The organism is Kluyvera genomosp. 1 (genome assembly GCF_001266615.1).
GTDB lineage: Bacteria > Pseudomonadota > Gammaproteobacteria > Enterobacterales > Enterobacteriaceae > Kluyvera > Kluyvera cryocrescens_A.
The window spans coordinates 113,681-136,398 of record NZ_LGHZ01000004.1 but is presented as its reverse complement, the minus strand read 5'-3'; the positions used below and the strand labels follow the sequence as shown (position 1 = coordinate 136,398).

The following is a 22,718-nucleotide window of genomic DNA, read 5'->3' as shown; positions in this document are numbered from 1 at the left end:
GCTATTTCTTATGCTTCGTCAGATTCGTTTTCCCCTGCCATTATTCTCCCATCGCAAGCGGCGCTCTGCGGCTTGATTCAATTTTGCAAACGAGGTTAACGATGAACGCATTATTTGCCGGTAAAAAACTGTTAGTGGTCGGCGGAACCAGCGGTATGGGTTTTGAAACGGCGAAAAAAGTCCTGCAAAACGGCGGTAGCGTAGTATTGGTCGGCAATCGTCAGGAAAAAGCTGAGCAGGCACGCCAGGCGCTGGCAGCCTACGGTAGCGTCGATATTATCGTTGCCGATCTGATGACTGACGCCGGTATGCAACACGTGATCGCCACCATCAATGCCAAACACAAAGATATCAGCCTGCTGGTTAACGCCGCCGGGGTATTCTTCCCGAAACCGTTCACCGAGCATGAATCTGCCGATTACGACATGTATATGAGCATCAATCGCGCGACCTTCTTTATTACCCGTGACGTGGTACGCAACATGGTCTCCGCAGGCATTAAAGGTGCTATCGTGAACATTGGTTCAATGTGGGCACAGCAGGCCATTGGTGCGACCCCCTCCTCCGCCTACTCAATGGCGAAAGCCGGTCTGCACGCGTTAACTAAAAACCTGGCGATTGAGCTTGGCGGTAACGGCATTCGCGTCAACGCGGTTTCTCCAGCGGTGGTGCACACGCCAATTTATGAGGGCTTCATTCCAAAAGACGACGTCAAAGAAGTGATGACCAGCTTTGATAGCTTCCACCCCATCGGCCGCGTGGGAAGCGCGGAAGACGTCGCCGAAACCGTGACCTTCCTGCTGTCGGACAAAACCGGCTGGGTAACCGGCGCGATTTGGGACATCGACGGCGGCGTGATGGCCGGCCGTAACGCGTAATCAATCTGGCGCATGCTCTTTCAGAGTATGCGCCGTTCGCTTGTTATGCCGCCTCACTCGGCATATCACCCAGAGAGTAATACACCGCCAGACCAAGTTCTCCCGCAATACGCACATCGTTATCCGCACCGTTCGATGCCCCTTCAAGACGCAGTACGGCATCACAGCGCGTCAGCAATCGGTGGGCGACGGGATAAAGAAACGCCTCGCTGATCTCATCACCAATGCGCGTTGAGCCGGCAGCAGTAGAGAGCGGAAACGCCAGCCACTCGCCAATGACCGGAATATGCCCTTTGCGATAGACAGCCAGTGCAGCCTGCTCCATTCGCGCCAGGTTTTCATGCATCAGCCGCTCATCACCATGGGTACCGCTTCTCACTGGGCCAGCAATCAGTACGATCATACTTTTCATTTTGACTCTCCAGGTATGTTGTTATTCTCTGTCGCAGATGACAGCACACAACCTATCATGCATAATCGTGCACATTCAAGACAAAACAAGCATAGAGGAAATGATGTTAGCCAGCCAACGAAAGCAGCTCATCCTGGATATTCTCGCTCGGGATAAGCAGGTCCACTCGACCGAACTTAGCCAGCGCTTTAGCGTTTCTGAAGACTCTATTCGTCGCGATCTCAGAGAGCTAGCATCGGCCGGATTGTTACAGCGGGTGCACGGCGGAGCACTGCCTGTTTCCGCCGCTATTGCCCCATTTGAAGCGCGGAAAAACGTGCAAATAGACGCAAAAAAAACCATCGCCCAGAAAGCGATGACGCTTATTGGTCCGGGCCAGGTGGTGATCATTGACGGTGGAACCACCACCGCCGAGATGATTAAGCTCCTGCCGCAGGAGATGCCCTTTACCGTCGTCACCCATAGCCCGAATATCGCCGTCGGGCTGATTGACTACCCGGCCATTGAAGTTATTTTGCTGGGAGGCACGCTGTTTAAGCATTCGGTGGTGACCATGGGCACTGCCATGACCGAAGCCGCCAGCCGTATTAACGCCGACCTGTACTTTATGGGCGTGACGGGCGTGCACCACAGCGCCGGATTCACCACCGGCAGTTTCGAAGAGGCTGGCGTTAAGCGTTTATTAAGCCAGAGAGCCAGCGAAACCATTGTAATGGCCTCACACGAGAAAATTAACGCCGCGTCCGCTTTTGCTATCGGTGATTTGGGCCTTGCCAGCACGATAATTGTAGAAAGTGAACTGGATATAGCACTGGTAGATGCGTTGGAACGCCACCGCGTAGCTGTCATTCGTTAGCCCCGCGAGCAAATGACAGCTCGGTAAAAAGCAAAAAATAAGGTGCCCACGCGGGCAGGGGCACCTCACATCTTCTTATTGCGCTATTACGCTAGAGATATCAATAGCGGGATCGTCCACTTTATACGGCTGCTGGCTTAAGCCAAAGTCGTTGGTATCGGAAATGCCATCAAAGAGATTGTAGGGCTGGATTTTCTCCGCGCTAATACCCATCCAGTCAGCCAGACCATTCACAAACAGTAAACCCGATTTCTGTGACGAGATAACTTTGCGCTCACGATCGTCCGATGAAATTTTCACCAGCGGAATGTCATGATGATATTTACTGATATAGTTGTTATTCAGTTGAATCACACCATCCACATCGCGATGGGCCATGCCATGATCGGAAAAATAGATCATTGAAAAACTGCGGCCATGGCTATTTTGTGAAATCACATCATGAAGATTTTCCAGGAACTTATCGGTTTGTTTGATGCTGGAGATATAACAAGCAATATAAGAATCTGTCTTGTTAGTTACGGTGATCGGGTCTTTCATTTCTTTAATACGATCGCAGGCATGCGGGTGAGAGCCCATGGTATGAATCACAAAGAAGCGCCGCTTCGTCGTACTTTGGTTAATCATCGGCTTTAATATTCGCAGCATGGCGAAATCTGAAATATTACGCTCGTTGTATTCCTGGAATTTGGTGAAGTAGCTTTTATCGCTTTTCTTGGCGATCGCTGATATCGGGGTATCCCACTCACCAAACTGCCCCTGATTTGAAACCCAGTAAGTACTAAAACCAGCTTTAGTGGCTAAGCCAACTACATTCAGATTATAGTTTGGTGTCCAGGCATTGGTATCCGCCAGGGTCAACATTAAACGTAATGAACCGATCGTGTAAGTTCCGGCAGATTCCAGACCGTTAACGATAACGCCCTTAGTCGAGTCGAGGAACGGCGTGTTCTTTACCGGGTAGCCGTAAGCATGGAAGTAGTCACGGCGCGCACTTTCACCAATAACCAGGTAGTAATCATCATACTGAGTTTTCCCCGTTTGCTTAACATCGACCCAATCGTTTTTGTTAACGAATTTCTCAAGCTCACTGTTTTCTTTCTCGACTTTCGCCACCGAGGCTTTTGTTTCATTGAAGAACAAAAATGCTCCTGAAGAGCAGAAAGAGAGGACAGCAAAGGACAAAACGAACAGCTTGTTGTTACAAGGTTTAATATTAAAACGTAAAGCCATACGATGCAGAATAAATGGTGCAACCAGTAATATAACCGTATACAAATATGCCTTAAGTGGAATTAATCGCAGAAACTCCAGTGATTCTCCAACGGTGGTTGCAAACAATGATGCAACATACTGATAGGTTGGATAGCCATATGTCAGACCAACTGGTGCGTATAATGTCAGAATCAGCAAGAAAGGAATGGTAATAAGAAACGTTCTTTTGGCCGTAAATAGCAAAGAACAGAGACCAGTTAACAACAAAACGTTCACAACTTCCGGATGCCCATCACCCGTCGCACGTAATAAAAAACGTGAGTAAAGAAATAGTGCAGTGAAGAAAAAAAGAACAGCAACGTGTTTTTTATATTGGCTAAACATTTTTAATAACATTTTTAGGCGAGTCGCGGATTGTACGCCTGAAGGTATTTGCCATCAACCTAATGAGGGAAATCCCAGTAAAAACTCTTATATATAGTAGTGTTCACTCAAGCTCAAATAATTTCGCAAAGAAAAATTAGCAATCATATAGTAATATGACTAACCATTTTAAATGGTCTTAGCGTATTACTGAAAAATTATCGTCCTTTCTTTATGCAGCCCAACTTAATGCATTTATACATTTTCAAAAAGGGAACGCTCATGCGGCCCCAAAATGACCTAACTATCGCCCTTAGAATTGATAACTGTAATTTACGCTGGCGAACCATAGGTAAGGATCGCTGTAGCTGCCTTTGTACACCGCAGGTGACTGCACGCGAGCGGACTGTATGTGCAGGTACGACACCGCAACGCCGAGATTACTCTGTGGCGTTATTTGATACTGCGCCCCGGTTGCAAAGCGCCACTCATCGCCGGTGGGTAACGTGAGCGCAGCATTGCTCTGCGAACGATAGACCGTACTGTCGTAAGCCACGCCCGCGTTCAAGCGCCACTGCTCCGTAGGCCGGTATTGCACCCCCAGCGCCGTGTGCCAGGAATCTTTAAGACGACTGTCTTTATCCAGCGGCTGGTCGCTCACGGTAATTTGCGGTGCGCCAAACTGGCTCCAGTCCTGCCAGCCCAGATCGCCCATCACCGACCACTGTTGATTAAGGTCATGCACCAGACTCAGCATCACCTGCTGCGGTGCCCGCACCTGAGCAGAAATAGGCAGATCGTATTCCACGTTCGGCAAGTTCGGGAAACGGGCTTTGCCGTCGATATTGAAGTCGTAATCGGTTTTACTGGTCCAGGCGATACCCGCTCGAGTTTGCTCAGTCAACGCCATCAGCAGGCCCAAACGGTAGCTCGTCGCCCAATCGTGATCTTTTTGCTGTTCATCATTGCCATCAACATTGCGCGTGAGCGATAGCAGACCGTAGTTAAAGTTAACAGAACCGCCGATAGACACCCTGTCGCTGAGTTTGTAGGCCAAGGAAGGGCTTAACGTCATCGCGACCATGGTGCTTTTCTTGATGAGCCTATCTCCTGCCCAGGAGCCAAAATCAATACCCAGCCCATAGTTACCGTACAACCCAAGGCCAGCATAAAGATCGTCGTTAACCTTCTGGGCATAGAACGCACTCGCATTCGGGAAAAAGCGCATGATATTGCCGGGGCTTTTGCGACCAGCATCATCGTCAAGCGAGTAAGAGATGTCGCCATCCATCGCCTGCAACCCGCCGGTGAACATATGATCCGGGAGTCGCGTCATCCCGGCGGGATTGGTCACAATGGTGGATGCATCCTGAGCTCGCGCCGCCTGCCCGGCCCCTGCCAGTGCGGTGTCCTCGGTACCAATCTCGTAGAAATAGAGCGCGCTCGCCTGCGTTGCCGGGGCGAAAAACAGACCGAGATAAACCAACGTGGATTTTTTCATGTTTGACCCGCAATTATCGATACTATTGGCAGCATTAGGGCACGTCGTGACGCCTGCTGCTTCGCGTGACTCTCCAACCCGATCCCAGGACTATTTTCCCGCATCCAACGGCACCGCCGGCGCCGGAGACCAATTCTCTTTCCCCACCATCACCGCCCCCTTTGGCTGCATCACGAAATTCGGCGACATAATCTGGACACCGAACTCATTAAAGACATCCTGAATATTGCTATGCAATTCGTTGCGCGCGTCGGCCAGAGACTGACCGGCAACCAGCCGAACCTGTAACTCATAGGCGATGTACCAGTCCATCAGGCTGAGCTGGCGTACCAGCGGCGGCGGCGACAGTTCGATACCCTTAGCCCGCTTCGCGGCAAGTTCCAGCATGGCGTGAACCTGACGCCAGGGAGTGTCATAACCGATGGTCACGCTAACCGTCAGGTTGACGCCACCGTCGGCGCTTTGCGCACTGAGGTTGGTAATTTTTCCGCTAACGACCACCGCATTGGGTACCGTCACCACATAGTGCTCACGGGTGATGATTTTGGTGGCAAGCATGCCAATTTCACTCACCTGTCCTTCGTTATCCGCAATGCGGATAACGTCGCCTTTGCGCAAGGCGCGGGAGTAAATCAGCACCAATCCGCTCATCGCGTGGTTCATCACCCCGGCCGACCCTAGCGTCAACATCAAACCGAAGAAGACGCTAATGCCTTTAAACGCCAGCGAATTAGCACCCGGCAGGAAGGGATACGCGGCTGAAAGCGCAAATAGCCAGACCACGACGGAGATCAGTTTACGGGTGGCGCTGACGGTTTCCGGATGAATGCCAGGAAGCTGTAATCGCCCTGCGGCGACCTGATCCAAAATCACCCGCAGCAGCTTCAGGATGAAGGCGGTAATCAGCACAATGACGAGAACAATCATCAGCCCAGGAAGAGCCGAGACGATCGATAACGCAATGTCGCGTACGACGCGGATCGACCAGTCGCCCAACGACTCTCCCCATACTCGCGTCCAGGGAAACAGGCTAAACACCCAGCTAAGCCATACATAAAACACCGCAACGCCGAGCAGAATCATCAACAACGCGTAGAGCCGCGTCTCAATCGCACCGATAAACCGTCTCCAGCTTTGGGGAACCCAGCTGCGGTTCTCAATAATCCGCCGACGATAAAAACGCCTGACGCCGCGCCAGGAGTAATAAGCGATATACCACAGCAGAATCATCCCCAGCATCGCGGCGAAGGCTTTCACCGCAGACAAGGCCAGTTGGCGGCCATCATACTGATCGTGCAGCGCCGTACGCTGCGCTTCCATTCTCACCAGCACCCGCTGCGCGGCCTGATCCAACGTGAGATCGTCGCCTTCATCGAGATCGCCTTGTGCCAGCAGCATCACCGGCTTACCGTTCATGACAATTAGCCTGCCGGGCTGGTTATAGCGAGTGACGGTTATCACCTTCAACGGCTCTCGTACGTCGGCTTGCGTGAAATGACGCAGCGTATTACGAATGCGCAGTACACGTTCCTCAGGCGTCGTAAGACCGAACTTTGCCTGTAACATCACAATCGGCTGATGAAAGATATATACCGTTCTGGCGCGTTCTTGATCGGTAGGTTCCTGGCGAGGCTCCGCCGCCTCGGTATTAAAAACCGCGGAAAGAAATAAACACGTAAAAACAGCGAGCAGTATCCTGTTCATATCCGCCACCGCGCACGCGAGAGTTATCATTATTATTCAAATGGACAGCCAAAGGCTGGGGGCACTTTTTCAGCATAGACCAGCCTTCCTCTTGCGCAATGTCAGTGGAAACATCGTCGAATCAAAACTCAGGCGTTAAAGAAAGGATTTAATCAGGCGGAGATGGAATACCGTAATACCTACACAGGAATCACTCAGGTGTTCAACACAAAAGCCGTATCAGCGATTAAGAAACACAGGAAGCTTCCTAAGATATTGCAGGGTATTCATGGTGACACAGGGTATTCACGGTACGGTTTTGGCTTTTGATGCCGGTATGGAGAGTGACAGACTTTCCCTCGTTGACCCAAAAACTGTCGCCGGCCTGCACCTGCTCATTAAAAATCGTCGCCCCAGGGTACATCTCTCGCAAACTACCGCTGCTCAGACCAAACCATTGCCGTGAAAGCGCTCTGAACGCTTGAGTGGTTAACAATTTGCCACCGACACGTTCGCAATGTTTGCGCGCCTCCGAGGCGTTGGCATCGACCGTACCCTCTCCGGTAAGCCAGTTTTTTATATAAAACGGATAGTATTGCGTTTGCCCGGTCTTTCGGTTGTAGACGACCAGCGTATTGACCCGCTCATTCGCCTTTGGCTGCCTTATCATTCGCAGCGTGACCCGCCCTTCGTGATGGGGTTTTATTTCAAGCCAATTACGGCTCGCACGAAACGTCAGGTCATTCAGATTCAAAAACTTACTGTTACTGCTCATCGTGACGGACGCCCCTACAAAACCTGACGTCAGCATCTCTACGGTGCGGTATCCCGGCATGCTGGGGGAGTGAAAGCTTATCCACTTAAAATGGTCGACGGCAGCAGACACTTTCTCGTTCGCCAACGCGGCGAACGGCAGTATAAAAGGTAAAACGGCAGCAGTAAGCAACAGAGCTTTCATGGTTGACCATTAGGCAGAGATTAACGTGAGATAAGTATGCAGAGTAGAGCCTTTGCCCTGGTTTGAAAGCGAATTTACACGTTCTGAAAGAAAGCCCTATCTCATTAAAAAACCTGACATAAAAACGCCTCCAGGCCAACAATACGTTTGGCATCCATAAACGCGATTAACGGAGCCAACGCCCGACCATTCCAACCATTTCGGCTATACTCACGATATCAACGCAGCCGTGCAGAGCAAGAAAATGCGAACAACGCTAAACGCTTCATTTGCAACCACCATCCCGACCATCATTCAGTTTATTTTAAATATCGGCATGCTGTGTTTGGCCATCATCCTGCTGGTTTTTCTCGGTAAGGAGTCCTTGTTTCTGGCGAAAACCTTTTTCAATGCAGCAACGATCAAGAGCTATGATTTTGTAGAAGGTCTGCTGACGTGGTTTTTATATTTCGAATTTATTGCGCTGATTGTTAAATACTTTCGGTCCGGTAGCCATTTCCCGCTGCGCTATTTTGTCTATATTGGCGTGACGGCCATTGTTCGTCTGATCATCGTACATTACGATTCCCCAATGAACGTGCTGCTCTATTCTCTTTCGATTCTGATCCTGGTGGTAACCCTTTGGGTATGTAGCAGCTCCCGACTGGCGCGAGATTGAGAACCTCGCCATCCACTCTTTCAGTGAGCGTTTCCAGGTACAAAAGAACGATCGCAACAGAAGTACACCTTATTTATTTATGGTTATAACGGTTCTTTTAAACTAATTTTGATTATTTATCCAACGAGCTAATTAAATCGTCCCACGTTGTCACACGCTGCCGCATAATATATACAAAACCCTTATTTTCTCTTTACGTTAATTCACCATTAGCGCTGTTAGAATTGGTTTCCGGGTATTACCCGGCCTAAATAACCACTTTTTTAATAGACCTACTCTCGGTTTCTTTTTAAACCCTAAGGGTGAATCAATGCAGCAAAAGTTACTGACCGGCCATATTGACCAGCGGCTATGGAATGGCATTATCCTCAAGGAGGGAGACAGTAAACAGTTTATAGAACTCCCCGCCGCCATTCTCCAACACGTTGAAATAGGCCAAACCATTCGTCTTTTATTCCGCAGACAGCGACTGGTTCGGGTCTTTAACGCAACCACCGACCAATTATACGAAACCGATTTCTTTGCGAATAAGCCTCTGCAGCGTAAATATCAGCTCTTTTTGTTTTTACTTGTTGCGGCTATTTGCGGGATTCCCGCTATTGGGGCGCTATTGGGTCTGGCGTTGATTGGGGGGCTTATCGGAACCACCTTCAGACGCAGCGAGGCAGCGGCATTGCAGGTTGCATTGGTCAGTACTGTCACGGCATTACTTTATGTTGGAATAGGTGGATATTTGCTGATGACCGGGCAATTTTTATTGGCCTTCGTGGTCTGCACGACGCTGGTGTTTAGCGCATTTATCTATGCCAGGACCATCGGAACGAAAGAGGCTGTTTTGCTAAATCAAACCATCGTCGCTACAGCAACATGATGATCCGGTCTGGATGACGAAGGGCAATATTCCAGCCCCCCAGAAATCGGCGTCGGGTCATAAACCCGTCGCCTTTAATATTCCGGGTCAACGGTTTCATCTTCTCTTTTCCTTTCTCGCCAACATTTCACATTTGCGCAGCAGACAGGCCAAACATAGGCTGGAAGATCACTCACATCGTTGCGCATACTTTGGAAAAACAGAGGAGTAACGATTTTAGGGAGAGTTTTGGAGCGGGCGAAGGGAATCGAACCCTCGTATAGAGCTTGGGAAGCTCTCGTTCTACCATTGAACTACGCCCGCAAAGGTGTGCGAGGAGCATTATAAACTTTACTCCTCGTCTGGCAAGGCTTTACATGGTTAAGTGATGATAAATTAACCGCTTAGCACTTCGGTTTGCTGCCCTGCGGCGGCAGATAACGTAGCGGGTCAATCGCCGTCGCCCGATAGCGAATCTGGAAATGCAGCCTGACGGAGTCAGCATCTGAGTTGCCCATGGTGGCAATCTGTTGGCCAATCTTCACGTTTTGGCCGTTATTCACCATCAGCTTATCGTTGTGCGCATAGGCGGTGATGTAATCTTCGTTGTGCTTAATCATCACCAGGTTGCCGTAGCCACGAAGCTGATTGCCGACATACACCACTTTACCTGCGCCTGCGGAGTAAACCGGCTGGCCGCGGCTGCCGGCGATATCAATCCCTTTGTTACCGCCTTCCGAGGTAGAGTATGTCATCACCACCTTACCACTTGTCGGCCATCGCCAGCAGCGCTGGCCAACAGGAGGCCAGGAGGATTTCGGTACCGCAGATGACGGTGTGACTTTTGCCGTCTGACCGGAGGATGATTTTTTGCTGCTCGAGGATTTCGACGCCCCGTTGACCTTGATCTTTTGCCCCACCTCAATGGTATACGGCGGAGAAATACCGTTCATGCGCGCCAAATCTCGCACGCTGGTGCCGGTCATGCGCGAAATACGCGACAGCGTATCCCCTCGTTTCACGGTGTATACCGAACCACTGTAGCTGCCCTCTGATTTGGACGAGTTACCCGCACAACCGGAGAGTACGAGCCCGATAATCAGGCACATCAACAGGCGTATTGGGGAAGTGATTGGGCGTCCTGCTCGCAAAACGAATCCTCAGAGAGTGAATAGTGGGGGCTATATCATAGCAGGGTAACGACGGATGCTAAACTCCCCGCTCGCTAGCGCGTAGGAAAGGGATAGCCTTCCGCCACCAGCTCCATGACCTGTGTACACCAGTTCACACCCGGCATTTTCACCATCGCAGGATAAAATATCTGCGGCGAGGGGAAAACATCCACCACGTAACACTGCTCAAGTTTCTCTGCACATACCTCTGATGAAGGCAGCAACGTCGCCGCCGCAAGCCCTGATTCCAGCCAATCGAGAATCACACCCGGCTGGGTAATATGCATAATGACTTTAGGGTCGACGCCCGATTTACGAAACAGATCAATCAGCATCTCATAGGTGCCAGAGTCCTTAGCGCGGTGCAGTAGCACCAGCGGTAGCTGTCCCAGAGCATGATAATCAAACGGGTTCGCCGGGGGACCCGGCAGGCACTGCTTGTTAATCACCGCCACTAGCCTGACCGGATCGAAAGAGACAAAGTCGAATCCTTCGCTGCGATAGGGGCGCTGGATAAAAGCCAGATCGATAGCACCTTCGTTTAATAACCCCTCCAGATGGCTGGAGTCCGTCACCGAGATATTAATTTCGATCTCCGGGTAGCGCTGATATAGCGCCAGCAGCAGCGGTTTGAAATACGATTGAAAAAGATGGCTCATACCAAAACGAAAATGCAGCCTGTCCTTCTGGGCTATTTCCATGGTTTCCCGCGCGGTGTCCTCCACCTGCCGCAGAATTTCGCAGGCTTTGCGATAGAGGAAAAAGCCGGCTTCGGTGGGCTCAATTCGGTTACCATGCCGCAAAAATAGCGGCGTATGCAGTTCGTCCTCCAGCTCCTGAATACGCTTGCTCAGCGGCGGCTGCGCCATATTCAGTACTTTCGCTGCCTGGCTTATCGACCCCTGCTCCACCACCCGGCAGAAATACCGTAATCGTTTTAAATCCATGCCGCACCCACCTCCAGAATCGCTTTGCTTTAGTGTACGCACGATATCCCGACGGGTGTAGTCCCATCTTTTTGATCTTCCCAGACCTAGCGAAACGGTATTTGCCCCTAAAAAGGGTAAGGAATAGGGTGAACGCAGACATTCTTTCGTGATTATCAACAGGAATACACTGTGAAAAATACCCCTACCGTACGCGACCTCCGCTCGGCGCTGGCGCTACTGAAAACGCTGCCGGGCGAATACGTTGAAACCAATACCGAAGTTGACCCACATGCCGAACTTTCCGGCGTTTACCGCTACGTGGGGGCGGGCGGTACCTGCCAACGCCCAACGCGTAAAAATGGCCCGGCGATGGTGTTCAACAAAATCAAAGGGTTTGATGATATCAGCGTGGCCATCGGCATTAACGGCTCGCGTAAACGCGTCAGCCATTTCCTCAACTGCCCGCCGGAACGACTGGGGCATCTGCTTAAAGACTCGGTTCAAAGCCCAATTCCACCGGTCCTGACGACGGAAAAAGCGGTCGCTCAAGAGGTTGTGCATCTGGCCACCGACGCCGATTTCGATCTGCGTAAACTGCTGCCTGCACCGACCAATACCGAAGAAGATGCCGGCCCGTATATCACCATGGGGCTGTGCTACGCCTCGGATCCGCAGACGCATGAGTCGGATATCACCATTCACCGTCTGTGTGTGCAAAGCCGCGACGAGCTCTCGATGTGGCTCACCCCAGGCCGTCATATCGATGCGTTCCGCATGAAGGCGGAAGAGCTGGGTCAACCACTGCCGATCTCAATCAGCATTGGTGTCGACCCCGCCATCGAGATTGCCGCCTGCTTCGAACCGCCAACCACGCCGCTGGGCTTTGATGAATTGAGTATCGCTGGTTCGCTGCGCGGCCAGGCCGTGGAAATGGTTAACTGCCTGACCATCAATGAAAAAGCGATTGCCCACGCGGAAATTATTATTGAAGGTGAACTGCTGCCAAACGTGCGGGTTCGCGAAGACCAGAACACCAATACCGGGCGCGCGATGCCGGAATTCCCAGGCTATACCGGTGAGTCCAAAGATGCGCTGCCAGTCATTAAAGTGAAAGCCGTAACGCATCGCCTTCAGCCAATCTGGCGCACCACCGTCGGGCCTGGCGAAGAACACGTCAATATGGCCGGTATCCCAACCGAAGCCAGCATCCTCGATATGGTGGGCCGCGCGATGCCGGGCAAACTGCTGAACGTCTTCGCCCACTCGGCGGGCGGCGGCAAGCTGCTGGCGGTAATGCAGTTCAAAAAATTCTCCCCAGCAGATGAAGGCCGTCAGCGCCAGGCTGCGCTGCTGGCGTTCTCCGCCTTCCCGGAACTCAAACACGTCATTTTGGTGGACGAAGACGTTGATATTTTTGATAGTGACGACGTGCTGTGGGCTATGCAAACCCGCTATCAGGGTGATATCGATACCATCACCATCCCAGGCGTACGCTGCCACCCGCTGGATCCGTCACAGGTACCGGAATACAGCCCAAGCATTCTGCAGCAAGGGATGTCCTGCAAAACCATTTTCGACTGCACCGTGCCGTTCCATCTGAAGCATCACTTTGAACGCTCGAAATTTAAGGAAGTGGACATCAAACGCTTCCTGCCTGATTTCGAGTAAGAGGAAACGACCATGACACCACGCATCATTATCGGCATCAGCGGCGCATCGGGCTTTCAGTACGGCGTGAAAGCGCTGGAGCTTCTGCAACCGCTGCCGCTGGAAGTTCACCTGGTGGTTTCAAAAGGTGCGGAGAAAACCTGCGCGCTGGAAACAGACTACCGTCTGGATGAGGTGATGGCGATGGCTGACGTCGTACATCCGATCGGTAATCTGGGTGCCGCGATCTCCAGCGGGTCATTTAAAACGCTGGGGATGTTGGTTGCCCCCTGCTCCATGCGATCGCTGGGGGCCATTGCGCACTGTCTTACCGATAATTTGCTGACTCGCGCGGCGGACGTGGTGCTTAAAGAGCGCCGCCGTCTGGTGCTGCTGGCTCGCGAAACGCCGTTAAACCTCGGCCATATTCGCAATATGGCCGCCGTGACCGAAATGGGAGGCATCGTCTTCCCACCGGTACCGGCGCTTTATCAACGTCCGCAAACCGCGGACGACATTATTACGCATAGCGTTAGCCGTGCGCTCGATCTGTTCGATATCGACGTGGACAACATTCCACGCTGGGGCGAAGGATCGCTGCGACACGAGGCTTAACGTACCAAGGACATTTTTTTCATGTTAATCGGCCCTTATGTAAATGGTTCCGCCATCATTATTGGCGGGCTCGTTGGTGCGCTAGCGGGAGGAAAACTTCCAGAGCGCGTGAAAACGGCACTGCCGATGACCTTCGGCCTCTGTTCCGTTGGTCTGGGTATCACCCTGGTTTTGAAAGTGAAATATATGCCCGCCGTGGTGCTGGCAATGATCGTCGGCGCGCTGATTGGCGAGCTGCTACATCTGGAAAGTGGAATTGGCAAAGTGGCGGGATCAACCCGTGGCCTGATCAATAAAGTTTTGCCGCCGGTGCAGGGCTTAAGCCATGAGGAATTCACCGAGAAGTTCGTGGCGATTCTGGTGCTATTTTGTGCCAGCGGTACCGGGGTTTTTGGTGCGATGACCGAGGGGATGAGCGGCGATCCATCTATCCTGTATATCAAAACCATCCTTGACCTGTTTACCGCCGGTATTTTTGCCACTCTGCTGGGCTACGCGGTGATGACCATTGCCATCCCACAGTTGATCATCCAGCTGGCGCTGGCGATGCTGGCCGTTGTTCTGCTGCCGATGATTTCACCCTCTATGATGGCGGATTTCTCCTGCGCAGGTGGACTACTGATGGTCGCTACCGGGTTGCGTATCTGTAACATTAAGCTTTTCCCGGTTGCCAACATGTTGCCAGGGCTTGTTTTGGTAATGCCTTTTTCCCATTTATGGGCTACGCTGGTCGCCTGAGTATATGGCCCGGTGGGTTTATGCCGGGTCATCTTTCATTTTCAGGAGTAGTCATGACTGGCGAACATGTCATTTTGCTCGATGAGCACGATAAACCTTCAGGCATTCTGGAGAAGTACGCCGCTCACACCCTCTCCACTCCCCTGCATCTTGCCTTCTCATGCTGGTTATTCAACGATAAAGGCCAACTGCTGGTCACCCGCCGTTCGCTGAGCAAGGTTGCCTGGCCCGGCGTATGGACCAACTCGGTATGCGGCCACCCGCAGCAGGGGGAAACCTTCGAACAGGCCATTGTCCGCCGTAGCCGCTTTGAGCTTGGCGTTGAGATTACCGATATCATTCCTGTCGCCACCGACTTCCGCTATCGCGCTGTAGCACCCAATGGCATCGTTGAAAATGAGGTTTGTCCGGTGTACGCCGCACGTGCGACCAGCGCCGTAGCGGCAAACCACGACGAGGTGATGGAGTATCAGTGGTGCGAACTGGCCGATATGTTGAGTGCGCTGACGCTCACGCCGTGGGCATTTAGCCCGTGGATGGTGATGGAAGCCGCCGACGAAAACGCGCAACAAGCGTTTATCGGCTTCGCAAAACAGGCCTAAACACAAAATGGCAGAGATAAAAAAACCCGGCAATGCCGGGTTTTTGCTTTTCGCGGTCGCAATTATTTCACCGGACGCATCGCCGGGAACAGGATAACGTCGCGGATGGTGTGGCTGTTGGTGAACAGCATAACCATACGGTCGATACCGATGCCCAGGCCTGCAGTTGGTGGCAGGCCGTGCTCCAGCGCGGTCACGTAGTCTTCGTCGTAGAACATCGCTTCGTCATCGCCTGCTTCTTTGGCATTAACCTGATCCTGGAAGCGCTGCGCCTGGTCTTCTGCGTCATTCAGCTCGCTGAAACCGTTACCGATTTCACGGCCGCCGATGAAGAATTCAAAGCGGTCAGTGATTTCAGGATTTTCATCATTACGACGCGCCAGCGGAGAAACCTCTGCCGGGTATTCGGTGATGAAGGTCGGCTGAATCAGGTGCGCTTCGGCAACTTCTTCGAAGATCTCGGTGACGATACGGCCCAGACCCCAGCTCTTCTCAACGTGAACGCCAATGCTTTCAGCAATCGCCTTCGCGGAATCGAAGTTATCCAGGTCAGCCATGTCGGTTTCTGGACGGTATTTTTTGATAGCTTCACGCATGGTCAGTTTTTCGAACGGCTTGCCGAAGTCGAAAGTCTGGTCGCCATAAGGCACCGCGGTGTTGCCCAGAATGTTCTGCGCCAGCGTACGGAACAGGGATTCGGTCAGCTCGATCAGGTCTTTGTAGTCCGCATACGCCATATAGAGTTCCATCATGGTGAACTCTGGGTTGTGGCGAACGGAAATACCTTCGTTACGGAAGTTACGGTTAATTTCGAACACACGTTCGAAGCCGCCAACCACCAGACGCTTCAGGTACAGTTCCGGCGCGATACGCAGGTACATGTCCAGATCCAGCGCGTTATGATGGGTGATGAACGGACGTGCGGATGCGCCACCTGGGATCACCTGCATCATTGGCGTTTCCACTTCCATGAAGTTACGGCCAACCATGAATTCACGGATGCCAGCCAGGATCTGGGAACGCACTTTGAACGTGTTGCGAGACGTATCGTTGGAAATCAGGTCCAGGTAACGCTGACGATAGCGCGCTTCCTGATCCTGCAAACCGTGGAATTTATCTGGCAGCGGACGCAGTGCTTTAGTCAGCAGACGCAGCTCGGTGCAATGGATAGACAGTTCACCGGTTTTGGTTTTGAACAGTTTACCTTTTGCGCCCAGGATATCGCCGAGGTCCCATTTCTTGAACTGCTCGTTGTAGATACCTTCCGGCAGATCGTCACGGGCGACGTACAGCTGAATACGGCCGCCAACGTCCTGCAGGGTAACGAAAGACGCTTTACCCATAATGCGGCGAGTCATCATACGACCAGCCACGGACACTTCGATATTCAGCGCTTCCAGCTCTTCGCCTTCCTTGCTATCGAATTCAGCGTGCAGTTGGTCTGAGGTACGGTCACGACGGAAATCATTTGGGAACGGGATACCCTGCTCACGCAGTGCAGCCAGCTTCTCGCGGCGTGCCTTCATTTCGTTATTAAGATCGACTACCTCGTCAGCGCCTTGTGCGTTTTGTTCAGACATGTTGGTTCCTCATAACCCTGCTTTCAAGCTTGCTTCGATAAATTGATCCAGACTTCCGTCCAGTACCGCCTGCGTATTACGGGTTTCAACCCCGGTGCGCAGGTCTTTAATGCGGGAATCGTCCAGAACGTAGGAGCGAATCTGACTACCCCAGCCAATGTCGGACTTGGTGTCTTCCATCGCCTGTTTTTCTGCATTCTTCTTCTGCATTTCCAGTTCATAAAGCTTCGCTTTCATCTGCTTCATGGCCTGGTCTTTGTTCTTGTGCTGTGAACGGTCGTTCTGGCACTGCGTCACGATCCCGGTCGGAAGGTGGGTAATACGCACCGCCGATTCCGTACGGTTAACGTGCTGACCACCTGCACCGGAAGCGCGGTATACGTCGATACGCAGGTCTGCCGGGTTGATTTCGATATCAATATCGTCGTCCACTTCCGGGTAGACAAACGCGGAGCTAAACGAGGTATGACGACGGCCACCGGAGTCAAACGGACTCTTACGCACCAGACGGTGAACGCCGGTTTCAGTACGCAGCCAGCCGTACGCATAGTCGCCGGAGATTTTAATGGTCACGGATTTAATCCCGGCCACGTCACCTTCGGACTCTTCAATAATTTCGGTTTTAAAGCCGCGTGCTTCTGCCCAACGCAGATACATGCGTTCGAGAATGCTTGCCCAGTCCTGCGCTTCAGTGCCGCCAGAACCGGCCTGGATATCGATGTAGCAATCCGCGCTGTCATATTCACCGGAGAACATACGACGGAATTCCAGCTGTGCCAGCTTGTCTTCCAGCGTGTCCAGCTCGGCAACGGCCTCGTTAAAAGTCTCTTCGTCGTCGGCTTCTACGGCCAGTTCCAGCAGGCCAGAAACATCTTCCAGACCCTGAGACATCTGATCGAGGGTGTCGACGATGGCTTCAAGGGAAGAACGCTCTTTGCCCAGCGCCTGCGCGCGTTCGGGTTCGTTCCAGACATCCGGCTGTTCCAGCTCGGCGTTTACTTCTTCCAGACGCTCTTTCTTGGCATCATAGTCAAAGGTACCCCCTAAGAACGTCAGAGCGCTCCGTGAGGTCCTGAATGCGATTATTTACCGGGTTTATTTCAAACATGGTCTATTTTCTTTTAATGGACGAGAAAAATGCGGTTATAAGAGCGGAATCTTAGCGGATTCCCGCTCTTAATTACAGTCTAAGTGATGTTAAATCGGCCAGAGATTCTCGATGATTAGCTGTAAGCTTCGGTTGCCGCGATATTCATTGATATCCAGCCGATAGGCCAATGTCACCTCACGCACACCATTATCCGGCCAGATGGTGGTATCGACATTAAATGCGATGCCATCCAGCAGCGGGCCACCTCCCACCGGTTCCACCATCACTTTAAGATGGCGCTCGCCCACCAGCCGCTGTTGCAGCAAGCGGAAACGCCCATCAAACAATGGCTCCGGGAACATTTGACCCCATGGCCCTGCTTCACGCAGCATCTGCGCCATCTCAAGGGTCATCTCCTGCGGACTCAATTCCCCGTCTGAAAGGATTTCACCCTGCAACAAAGCCGGATCCAGCCATTCGGTAACCAGATCGCCAAAGTGACGCTGGAACTCTTCAAAGCGCGCCTCTTCCAGCGAAAGTCCCGCCGCCATCGCATGGCCGCCGAATTTCAACATCAGTCCCGGGTGCAAGGTATCCAGGCGCTCCAGCGCGTCGCGCATATGCAGCCCCTGAATAGAACGCCCCGAGCCTTTCAACTGGCCGTTGCCCGCTGGAGCAAACGCGATGACCGGACGATGGAAGCGCTCCTTAATGCGTGAAGCCAGAATCCCCACAACGCCCTGATGCCACTCTGGATGATACATCGCCAGCCCGCCAGGCAGCTCATCGCTGCTGCGTTCCAGTTTTTCGCACAGGGTCAACGCTTCCGCCTGCATACCCTGCTCAATTTCTTTACGCGTCTGGTTGAGCGCGTCCAGTTCGTTTGCCAGTACGCGTGCATCGCCAAGGTTATCGCACAGCAGCAGCGCTACGCCGACCGACATATCGTCCAGACGCCCAGCGGCGTTAAGGCGAGGCCCTAGCGCAAAACCGAGATCGCTTGCCACCAGCTTCGAGGCATCGCGATTGGCAATCTCCAGCAGCGCTTTAATCCCCGGGCGACAGACTCCGGCGCGAATACGGCTCAGCCCCTGCCAGGTGAGGATACGGTTATTGACGTCCAGCGGCACAACGTCGGCAACGGTTCCCAGTGCCACCAGATCAAGGAGTTCAACAATCTTCGGCACCGCGATACCACGGGCTTCAAACCATCCCTTTGCCTTTAGGTGATTACACAGCACCAGCATTAGGTAGAACGCTACGCCTACGCCTGCCAAAGATTTAGACGGGAACGGACAATCGACGAGATTGGGGTTAACCATTGCATCAGCGGCAGGCAGCGTTTCACCCGGCAGGTGATGATCGGTGACCAGCACGCTGATCCCAAGCTTATGCGCATGATCGACGCCGGCATGGGAAGAGATCCCGTTATCCACCGTCATGATCATCTGCGCGCCGCGAGCATGAGCTTGATCAACCACTTCCGGACTCAGCCCGTAACCATCTTCAAAGCGGTTTGGCACCAGATATTCCACGCTTCGACAGCCCATCGCTCGCAGGGCCAGAACGCTTAGCGCGGTGCTGGTAGCACCATCGGCATCAAAATCGCCTACCACCATAATGCGCAGATTTCTCTCGAACGCGTCGTGGAGCATGTCGACGGCCTTTTCGACCCCCGTTAGGTCGCGCCAGTGCAGCATCCCTTTCAGGCCACGCTGCAAATCATCCGGAGATTTCACCCCGCGGCTGGCATAAAGGCGTCGCAGCAGCGGTGAAAGATCATCGGGCAGCGTGATTGATTCATCCACCTCACGGCGGCGAAGTTGAGTCTGTAATTTCACGCGAATTATTTACCGCTGGTCTGTTTTTGATGTTCGTCGAGGAAGGCTTTCATCTCTTTCGGCCCCTGATAACCCGGAACCACGTAACCATCGTTAAGGACAATCGCTGGCGTTCCGTTGACGCCAAACTGCACGCCCAGCGCGTAGTGGTTGGCAATATCGATATCACAGGTCGCGGCCTGCGCACCTTTGCCATTCATCGCGTCATCAAAGGCTTTGTTGCGGTCTTTCGCACACCAGATGGACTTCATATCTTGCTCAGCCTGGCTCTGCACTCCCTGACGCGGGAAGGCCAGATAACGCACGGTGATCCCCAGTGCGTTGTAGTCTTTCATCTCTTCATGCAGCTTGTGGCAATAGCCACAGGTGATGTCGGTAAAGACCGTGATCACGTGTTTTTCCTGCGGCGCTTTGTAGACGATCATCTCTTTTTCCAGCGCTTTCAGATGGGTCATCAACAGGCCGTTGGTCACGTTCACCGGCTGCGCGCCGCTCACGTCATACATTGGCCCCTGAATGATATGTTTACCGTCTTCGGTAACGTACAGGACGCCGCTATTGGTCAGCACGGTTTTCATGCCGGCAACCGGAGCGGGCTGGATATCAGTGCTCTGCACACCCAGTTTCGCCAGCGACTGTTTAATCGCCGCATCATCCGCGTGCGCCAGACCAGAGAATGCGGCCGCCAGCAGGGTAAACATCATTAAACCTTGTTTCATACACTGTCCTTTTAAATCAGCATCATGCTCGTGGATGGTGCTGTTGATGAAGTTGACGCAGCCGCTCTGTTGCGACGTGCGTATAAATTTGAGTGGTCGAAAGATCGCTATGCCCCAGCAGCATTTGCACGACGCGCAGATCCGCACCGTGGTTTAACAGATGCGTCGCAAAGGCATGACGTAAAACGTGCGGTGACAGCTTTTCACTGTCGATCCCCGCCAACTGTGCATAGTGCTTTATGCGGTGCCAGAAGGTCTGACGGGTCATCTGCTGCGCACGCTGGCTGGGAAACAAAACGTCAATCGCCACGCCGTTTAACATCCACGGACGGCCGTGCTCCAGCCAATTTTCAACCCAATAGACGGCCTCTTCTCCCAGAGGAACCAGCCGTTCTTTATTGCCTTTGCCAATCACCCGGACCACGCCCTGACGTAGGCTGATATCGCTCATCGTCAGGCCCACCAGCTCAGATACGCGCAGCCCAGTGGCATACAGTACCTCAAGCATAGCCTTGTCGCGTAGCTCAAGCGGTTGATCGACAACCGGCGCCTGCAGCAATCGTTCCACCTGCGCTTCGCTGAGATCTTTGGGTAATCGCTGAGGTAGTTTAGGCGACGCCAACAGCGCGCTGGGATCGTCTGAACGAATCTTTTCACGATACAAATGCTGGAAGAAGCGGCGCATGGCACTAAGCAACCGCGCTGTACTGGTCGCCTTATAGCCGCCCTGCTGGCGTTCAGCAAGCAGATTTTGCAGATCGTCGCTTTGCACGCTCTCAAGCGTGAGGCTGCGATGCGCCAGCCATTCAACCACCATCGTCAGATCTCGACGATAGGCGCTGAGGGTATTTTCCGCCAGATTTCGTTCCAGCCATAGCGCATCGAGAAACTGCTCGATTCGTGCAAGGTCCTTGTCCACATCGGCTCCTGTGCGTGTTTAATCAGCACCATTATGCCTGAATCAGATGCCTTTCTGGTACACTAGCGGCATCGTCATCGCAAGAATCGAGAGCTGTACGTCATGAATATTGGCCTTTTTTATGGTTCCAGCACCTGCTACACCGAAATGGCAGCGGAAAAAATTCGCGACATTATCGGACCGGAACTGGTCACATTACACAATCTAAAAGATGATTCCCCTGCTTTAATGGAGCAGTACGATGTGCTCATTCTCGGGATCCCGACCTGGGATTTCGGTGAAATTCAGGAAGATTGGGAAGCGGTCTGGGAACAGCTAGATACGCTGAATCTGGAAGGAAAAATCGTCGCGCTTTACGGCATGGGCGACCAGTTGGGCTACGGCGAGTGGTTCCTCGACGCGCTAGGTATGCTGCACGACAAGCTGGTCACCAAAGCGGTTAAATTCGTCGGCTACTGGCCAACGGAAGGGTATGAGTTTACCAGCCCGAAACCGGTTATCGCTGATGGGCAGCTGTTTGTCGGTCTCGCGCTGGATGAAACTAACCAGTACGATCTGAGCGATGAGCGTATTCAGAGCTGGTGCGAGCAGATCCTCGGCGAAATGGCCGAACAGTTCTCTTAATGTTTGCTCGGTGCGGGCTGCTGCAGAAGGATCCGCCGCAGGTCGCGCCACTCTTCCGGGTTCATACTGTCAGCCGCTAGCCACAGATGATGGCGTCGGCCGCCACCGCAGCGGCGAATGCGCAGCATCATGCCAGAACTCAGCATCCACGGCGCCCCCAGAACATCCCACTCCTGATTACGCCAGCGCAGCCGAGAGTCCATCAGCAGTTTAATCTCTCCCTGATGCGAATTGATGCGCCGTTGGCTGCGTACGCAGTCAAACACCACCAAAGACAGCAACAGTAGCCAAAGCGGGGTGTAACTCAACGGCCATGGCATCAGCAGCACAAAAGCCGCCACCAGGCCGTGGAGTAGTAAAGAGAGCCACTGTGAGCGCCAGGAGACGCGTAAATCAGATTGCCACAGGACCACGTTCCCGATTCCGTGTCTGAATGAGTTGCACCATGCGCTGGAGGCTGGCATCGGCTGGTTTACCGTGGTTCATCAACCAGTTAAACAGGTCCGGATCGTCGCATTCCAGCAGACGAATAAAGATAGCTTTATCTTCATCGCTCAGCGTGTCGTATTCATGCTCAAAGAACGGCATGATGGAGATATCGAGTTCACGCATACCGCGGCGGCATGCCCAGTGGATACGGGCTTTATTATTGATGTCCATAATTTCCTTCCAGCATAACGTTGTTACTAGTTTAACGTGTTTTTTGCAGTTTCTTTACTGGAATCTCACGTCATGCGCGTCATATTCAGAAAAAAGACCATGATAAATGAAAGGAATTCATTTTGTTACACGGCATCTCGCAGAACACGCTAACGGCACAAAACGGCCGTCAAAACCGCTTGCAATGGCGGGCAGCTCTTTTACCATG

The 22,718-nt window shown here is 52.6% G+C and carries 23 protein-coding genes and 1 tRNA gene; 9 read left to right on the top strand and 15 right to left on the bottom strand.

What is annotated here, in order from left to right:
• Positions 1-101 precede the first annotated feature (101 nt).
• Complete coding sequence (locus KP80_RS02570; protein ID WP_052282020.1) at positions 102-878, top strand: SDR family NAD(P)-dependent oxidoreductase; 777 nt, start codon at positions 102-104, stop codon at positions 876-878.
• Between the two features lie 43 nt (positions 879-921).
• Here KP80_RS02570 and KP80_RS02565 read toward each other — a convergent pair whose 3' ends face one another.
• Positions 922-1,290 carry an NUDIX hydrolase gene (locus tag KP80_RS02565; protein ID WP_052282019.1) on the bottom strand — a complete coding sequence of 123 codons (369 nt, stop codon included), beginning with the start codon at positions 1,288-1,290 and terminating at the stop codon, positions 922-924.
• A 103-nt stretch (positions 1,291-1,393) separates the two neighbouring features.
• Here KP80_RS02565 and KP80_RS02560 point away from each other — a divergent pair, with 103 nt between their 5' ends.
• Positions 1,394-2,146 carry a DeoR/GlpR family DNA-binding transcription regulator gene (locus KP80_RS02560; RefSeq protein WP_052282018.1) on the top strand — a complete coding sequence of 251 codons (753 nt, stop codon included), beginning with the start codon at positions 1,394-1,396 and terminating at the stop codon, positions 2,144-2,146.
• Positions 2,147-2,221: 75 nt separating this feature from the next.
• Here KP80_RS02560 and KP80_RS02555 read toward each other — a convergent pair whose 3' ends face one another.
• The 4 genes from KP80_RS02555 to KP80_RS02540 all read right to left on the bottom strand — a co-directional run bounded on the left by KP80_RS02555 (position 2,222) and on the right by KP80_RS02540 (position 7,866).
• Positions 2,222-3,745 (bottom strand): phosphoethanolamine transferase, encoded by a 1,524-nt coding sequence (locus KP80_RS02555; RefSeq protein ID WP_197276134.1) that lies wholly within the window; start codon positions 3,743-3,745, stop codon positions 2,222-2,224.
• A 292-nt stretch (positions 3,746-4,037) separates the two neighbouring features.
• Complete coding sequence (locus KP80_RS02550; RefSeq protein ID WP_052282016.1) at positions 4,038-5,225, bottom strand: OmpP1/FadL family transporter; 1,188 nt, start codon at positions 5,223-5,225, stop codon at positions 4,038-4,040.
• A gap of 90 nt (positions 5,226-5,315) precedes the next feature.
• Complete coding sequence (locus tag KP80_RS02545; RefSeq protein ID WP_052282015.1) at positions 5,316-6,929, bottom strand: mechanosensitive ion channel family protein; 1,614 nt, start codon at positions 6,927-6,929, stop codon at positions 5,316-5,318.
• 247 nt (positions 6,930-7,176) lie between these two features.
• Positions 7,177-7,866 carry a hypothetical protein gene (locus KP80_RS02540; protein ID WP_052282014.1) on the bottom strand — a complete coding sequence of 230 codons (690 nt, stop codon included), beginning with the start codon at positions 7,864-7,866 and terminating at the stop codon, positions 7,177-7,179.
• Positions 7,867-8,110: 244 nt separating this feature from the next.
• Here KP80_RS02540 and psiE point away from each other — a divergent pair, with 244 nt between their 5' ends.
• Together psiE and KP80_RS02530 are read left to right on the top strand one after the other, a co-directional pair.
• Entirely contained in the window at positions 8,111-8,524 is a 414-nt protein-coding gene (gene psiE / locus KP80_RS02535; protein WP_052282013.1) for a phosphate-starvation-inducible protein PsiE, read from the top strand.
• Between the two features lie 310 nt (positions 8,525-8,834).
• Positions 8,835-9,395, top strand: coding sequence for a hypothetical protein (locus KP80_RS02530; protein ID WP_052282012.1), 561 nt, complete (start codon positions 8,835-8,837; stop codon positions 9,393-9,395).
• Positions 9,396-9,624: 229 nt separating this feature from the next.
• Here KP80_RS02530 and KP80_RS02525 read toward each other — a convergent pair.
• From KP80_RS02525 to KP80_RS02515, 3 genes are all read right to left on the bottom strand, one after another.
• Positions 9,625-9,698: transfer RNA gene (locus tag KP80_RS02525), tRNA-Gly, on the bottom strand.
• 80 nt (positions 9,699-9,778) lie between these two features.
• Positions 9,779-10,525: an amidase activator ActS gene (gene actS, locus KP80_RS02520; protein WP_052282011.1), complete on the bottom strand. Its 747-nt coding sequence runs from the start codon at positions 10,523-10,525 to the stop codon at positions 9,779-9,781.
• Between the two features lie 74 nt (positions 10,526-10,599).
• Positions 10,600-11,493 (bottom strand): LysR family transcriptional regulator, encoded by an 894-nt coding sequence (locus tag KP80_RS02515; RefSeq protein WP_052282010.1) that lies wholly within the window; start codon positions 11,491-11,493, stop codon positions 10,600-10,602.
• A 171-nt stretch (positions 11,494-11,664) separates the two neighbouring features.
• Between KP80_RS02515 and KP80_RS02510 the strand changes: the two genes are divergently transcribed.
• The 4 genes from KP80_RS02510 to idi are packed head-to-tail and all read left to right on the top strand — an operon-like array spanning position 11,665 to position 15,077.
• Positions 11,665-13,143: a UbiD family decarboxylase gene (locus KP80_RS02510; protein WP_052282009.1), complete on the top strand. Its 1,479-nt coding sequence runs from the start codon at positions 11,665-11,667 to the stop codon at positions 13,141-13,143.
• A 12-nt stretch (positions 13,144-13,155) separates the two neighbouring features.
• The gene (locus KP80_RS02505; protein WP_052282008.1) at positions 13,156-13,737 is read left to right on the top strand and encodes a UbiX family flavin prenyltransferase; all 582 of its coding nucleotides are present in this window, start codon (positions 13,156-13,158) and stop codon (positions 13,735-13,737) included.
• A 21-nt stretch (positions 13,738-13,758) separates the two neighbouring features.
• Positions 13,759-14,475, top strand: coding sequence for a DUF554 domain-containing protein (locus KP80_RS02500; protein WP_052282007.1), 717 nt, complete (start codon positions 13,759-13,761; stop codon positions 14,473-14,475).
• A gap of 53 nt (positions 14,476-14,528) precedes the next feature.
• Positions 14,529-15,077, top strand: a complete 549-nt coding sequence (gene idi / locus KP80_RS02495) for an isopentenyl-diphosphate Delta-isomerase (protein ID WP_052282006.1) — start codon at positions 14,529-14,531, stop codon at positions 15,075-15,077.
• A 62-nt stretch (positions 15,078-15,139) separates the two neighbouring features.
• On the opposite strand, the gene lysS is transcribed toward idi, so the two are convergent.
• The 5 genes from lysS to xerD form a co-directional block, all read right to left on the bottom strand.
• Entirely contained in the window at positions 15,140-16,657 is a 1,518-nt protein-coding gene (gene lysS / locus KP80_RS02490; protein ID WP_052282005.1) for a lysine--tRNA ligase, read from the bottom strand.
• Between the two features lie 9 nt (positions 16,658-16,666).
• Positions 16,667-17,765, bottom strand: a protein-coding gene (gene prfB / locus KP80_RS02485; protein ID WP_156315561.1) for a peptide chain release factor 2 whose coding sequence is annotated in 2 segments (ribosomal slippage) — positions 16,667-17,689 and positions 17,691-17,765 — 1,098 coding nt in all. Because the reading frame shifts where the segments join, the coding sequence is not laid out codon by codon here.
• Positions 17,766-17,854: 89 nt separating this feature from the next.
• Entirely contained in the window at positions 17,855-19,588 is a 1,734-nt protein-coding gene (gene recJ / locus KP80_RS02480; RefSeq protein ID WP_052282003.1) for a single-stranded-DNA-specific exonuclease RecJ, read from the bottom strand.
• Positions 19,589-19,593: 5 nt separating this feature from the next.
• Positions 19,594-20,307, bottom strand: coding sequence for a bifunctional protein-disulfide isomerase/oxidoreductase DsbC (gene dsbC / locus KP80_RS02475; RefSeq protein WP_052282002.1), 714 nt, complete (start codon positions 20,305-20,307; stop codon positions 19,594-19,596).
• Between the two features lie 22 nt (positions 20,308-20,329).
• Positions 20,330-21,226 (bottom strand): site-specific tyrosine recombinase XerD, encoded by an 897-nt coding sequence (xerD, locus tag KP80_RS02470; RefSeq protein ID WP_052282001.1) that lies wholly within the window; start codon positions 21,224-21,226, stop codon positions 20,330-20,332.
• A 102-nt stretch (positions 21,227-21,328) separates the two neighbouring features.
• Here xerD and fldB point away from each other — a divergent pair, with 102 nt between their 5' ends.
• Positions 21,329-21,850 (top strand): flavodoxin FldB, encoded by a 522-nt coding sequence (gene fldB, locus KP80_RS02465; protein ID WP_052282000.1) that lies wholly within the window; start codon positions 21,329-21,331, stop codon positions 21,848-21,850.
• Here fldB and KP80_RS02460 read toward each other — a convergent pair.
• Both KP80_RS02460 and sdhE read right to left on the bottom strand, forming a co-directional pair.
• The gene (locus KP80_RS02460; RefSeq protein WP_052281999.1) at positions 21,847-22,263 is read right to left on the bottom strand and encodes a protein YgfX; all 417 of its coding nucleotides are present in this window, start codon (positions 22,261-22,263) and stop codon (positions 21,847-21,849) included. The two genes, fldB and KP80_RS02460, sit on opposite strands and share 4 nt — an antisense overlap.
• Positions 22,244-22,510 carry an FAD assembly factor SdhE gene (gene sdhE / locus KP80_RS02455; RefSeq protein ID WP_052281998.1) on the bottom strand — a complete coding sequence of 89 codons (267 nt, stop codon included), beginning with the start codon at positions 22,508-22,510 and terminating at the stop codon, positions 22,244-22,246. The genes KP80_RS02460 and sdhE overlap by 20 nt, the downstream gene beginning before the upstream one ends.
• Between the last annotated feature and the right edge of the window lie 208 nt (positions 22,511-22,718).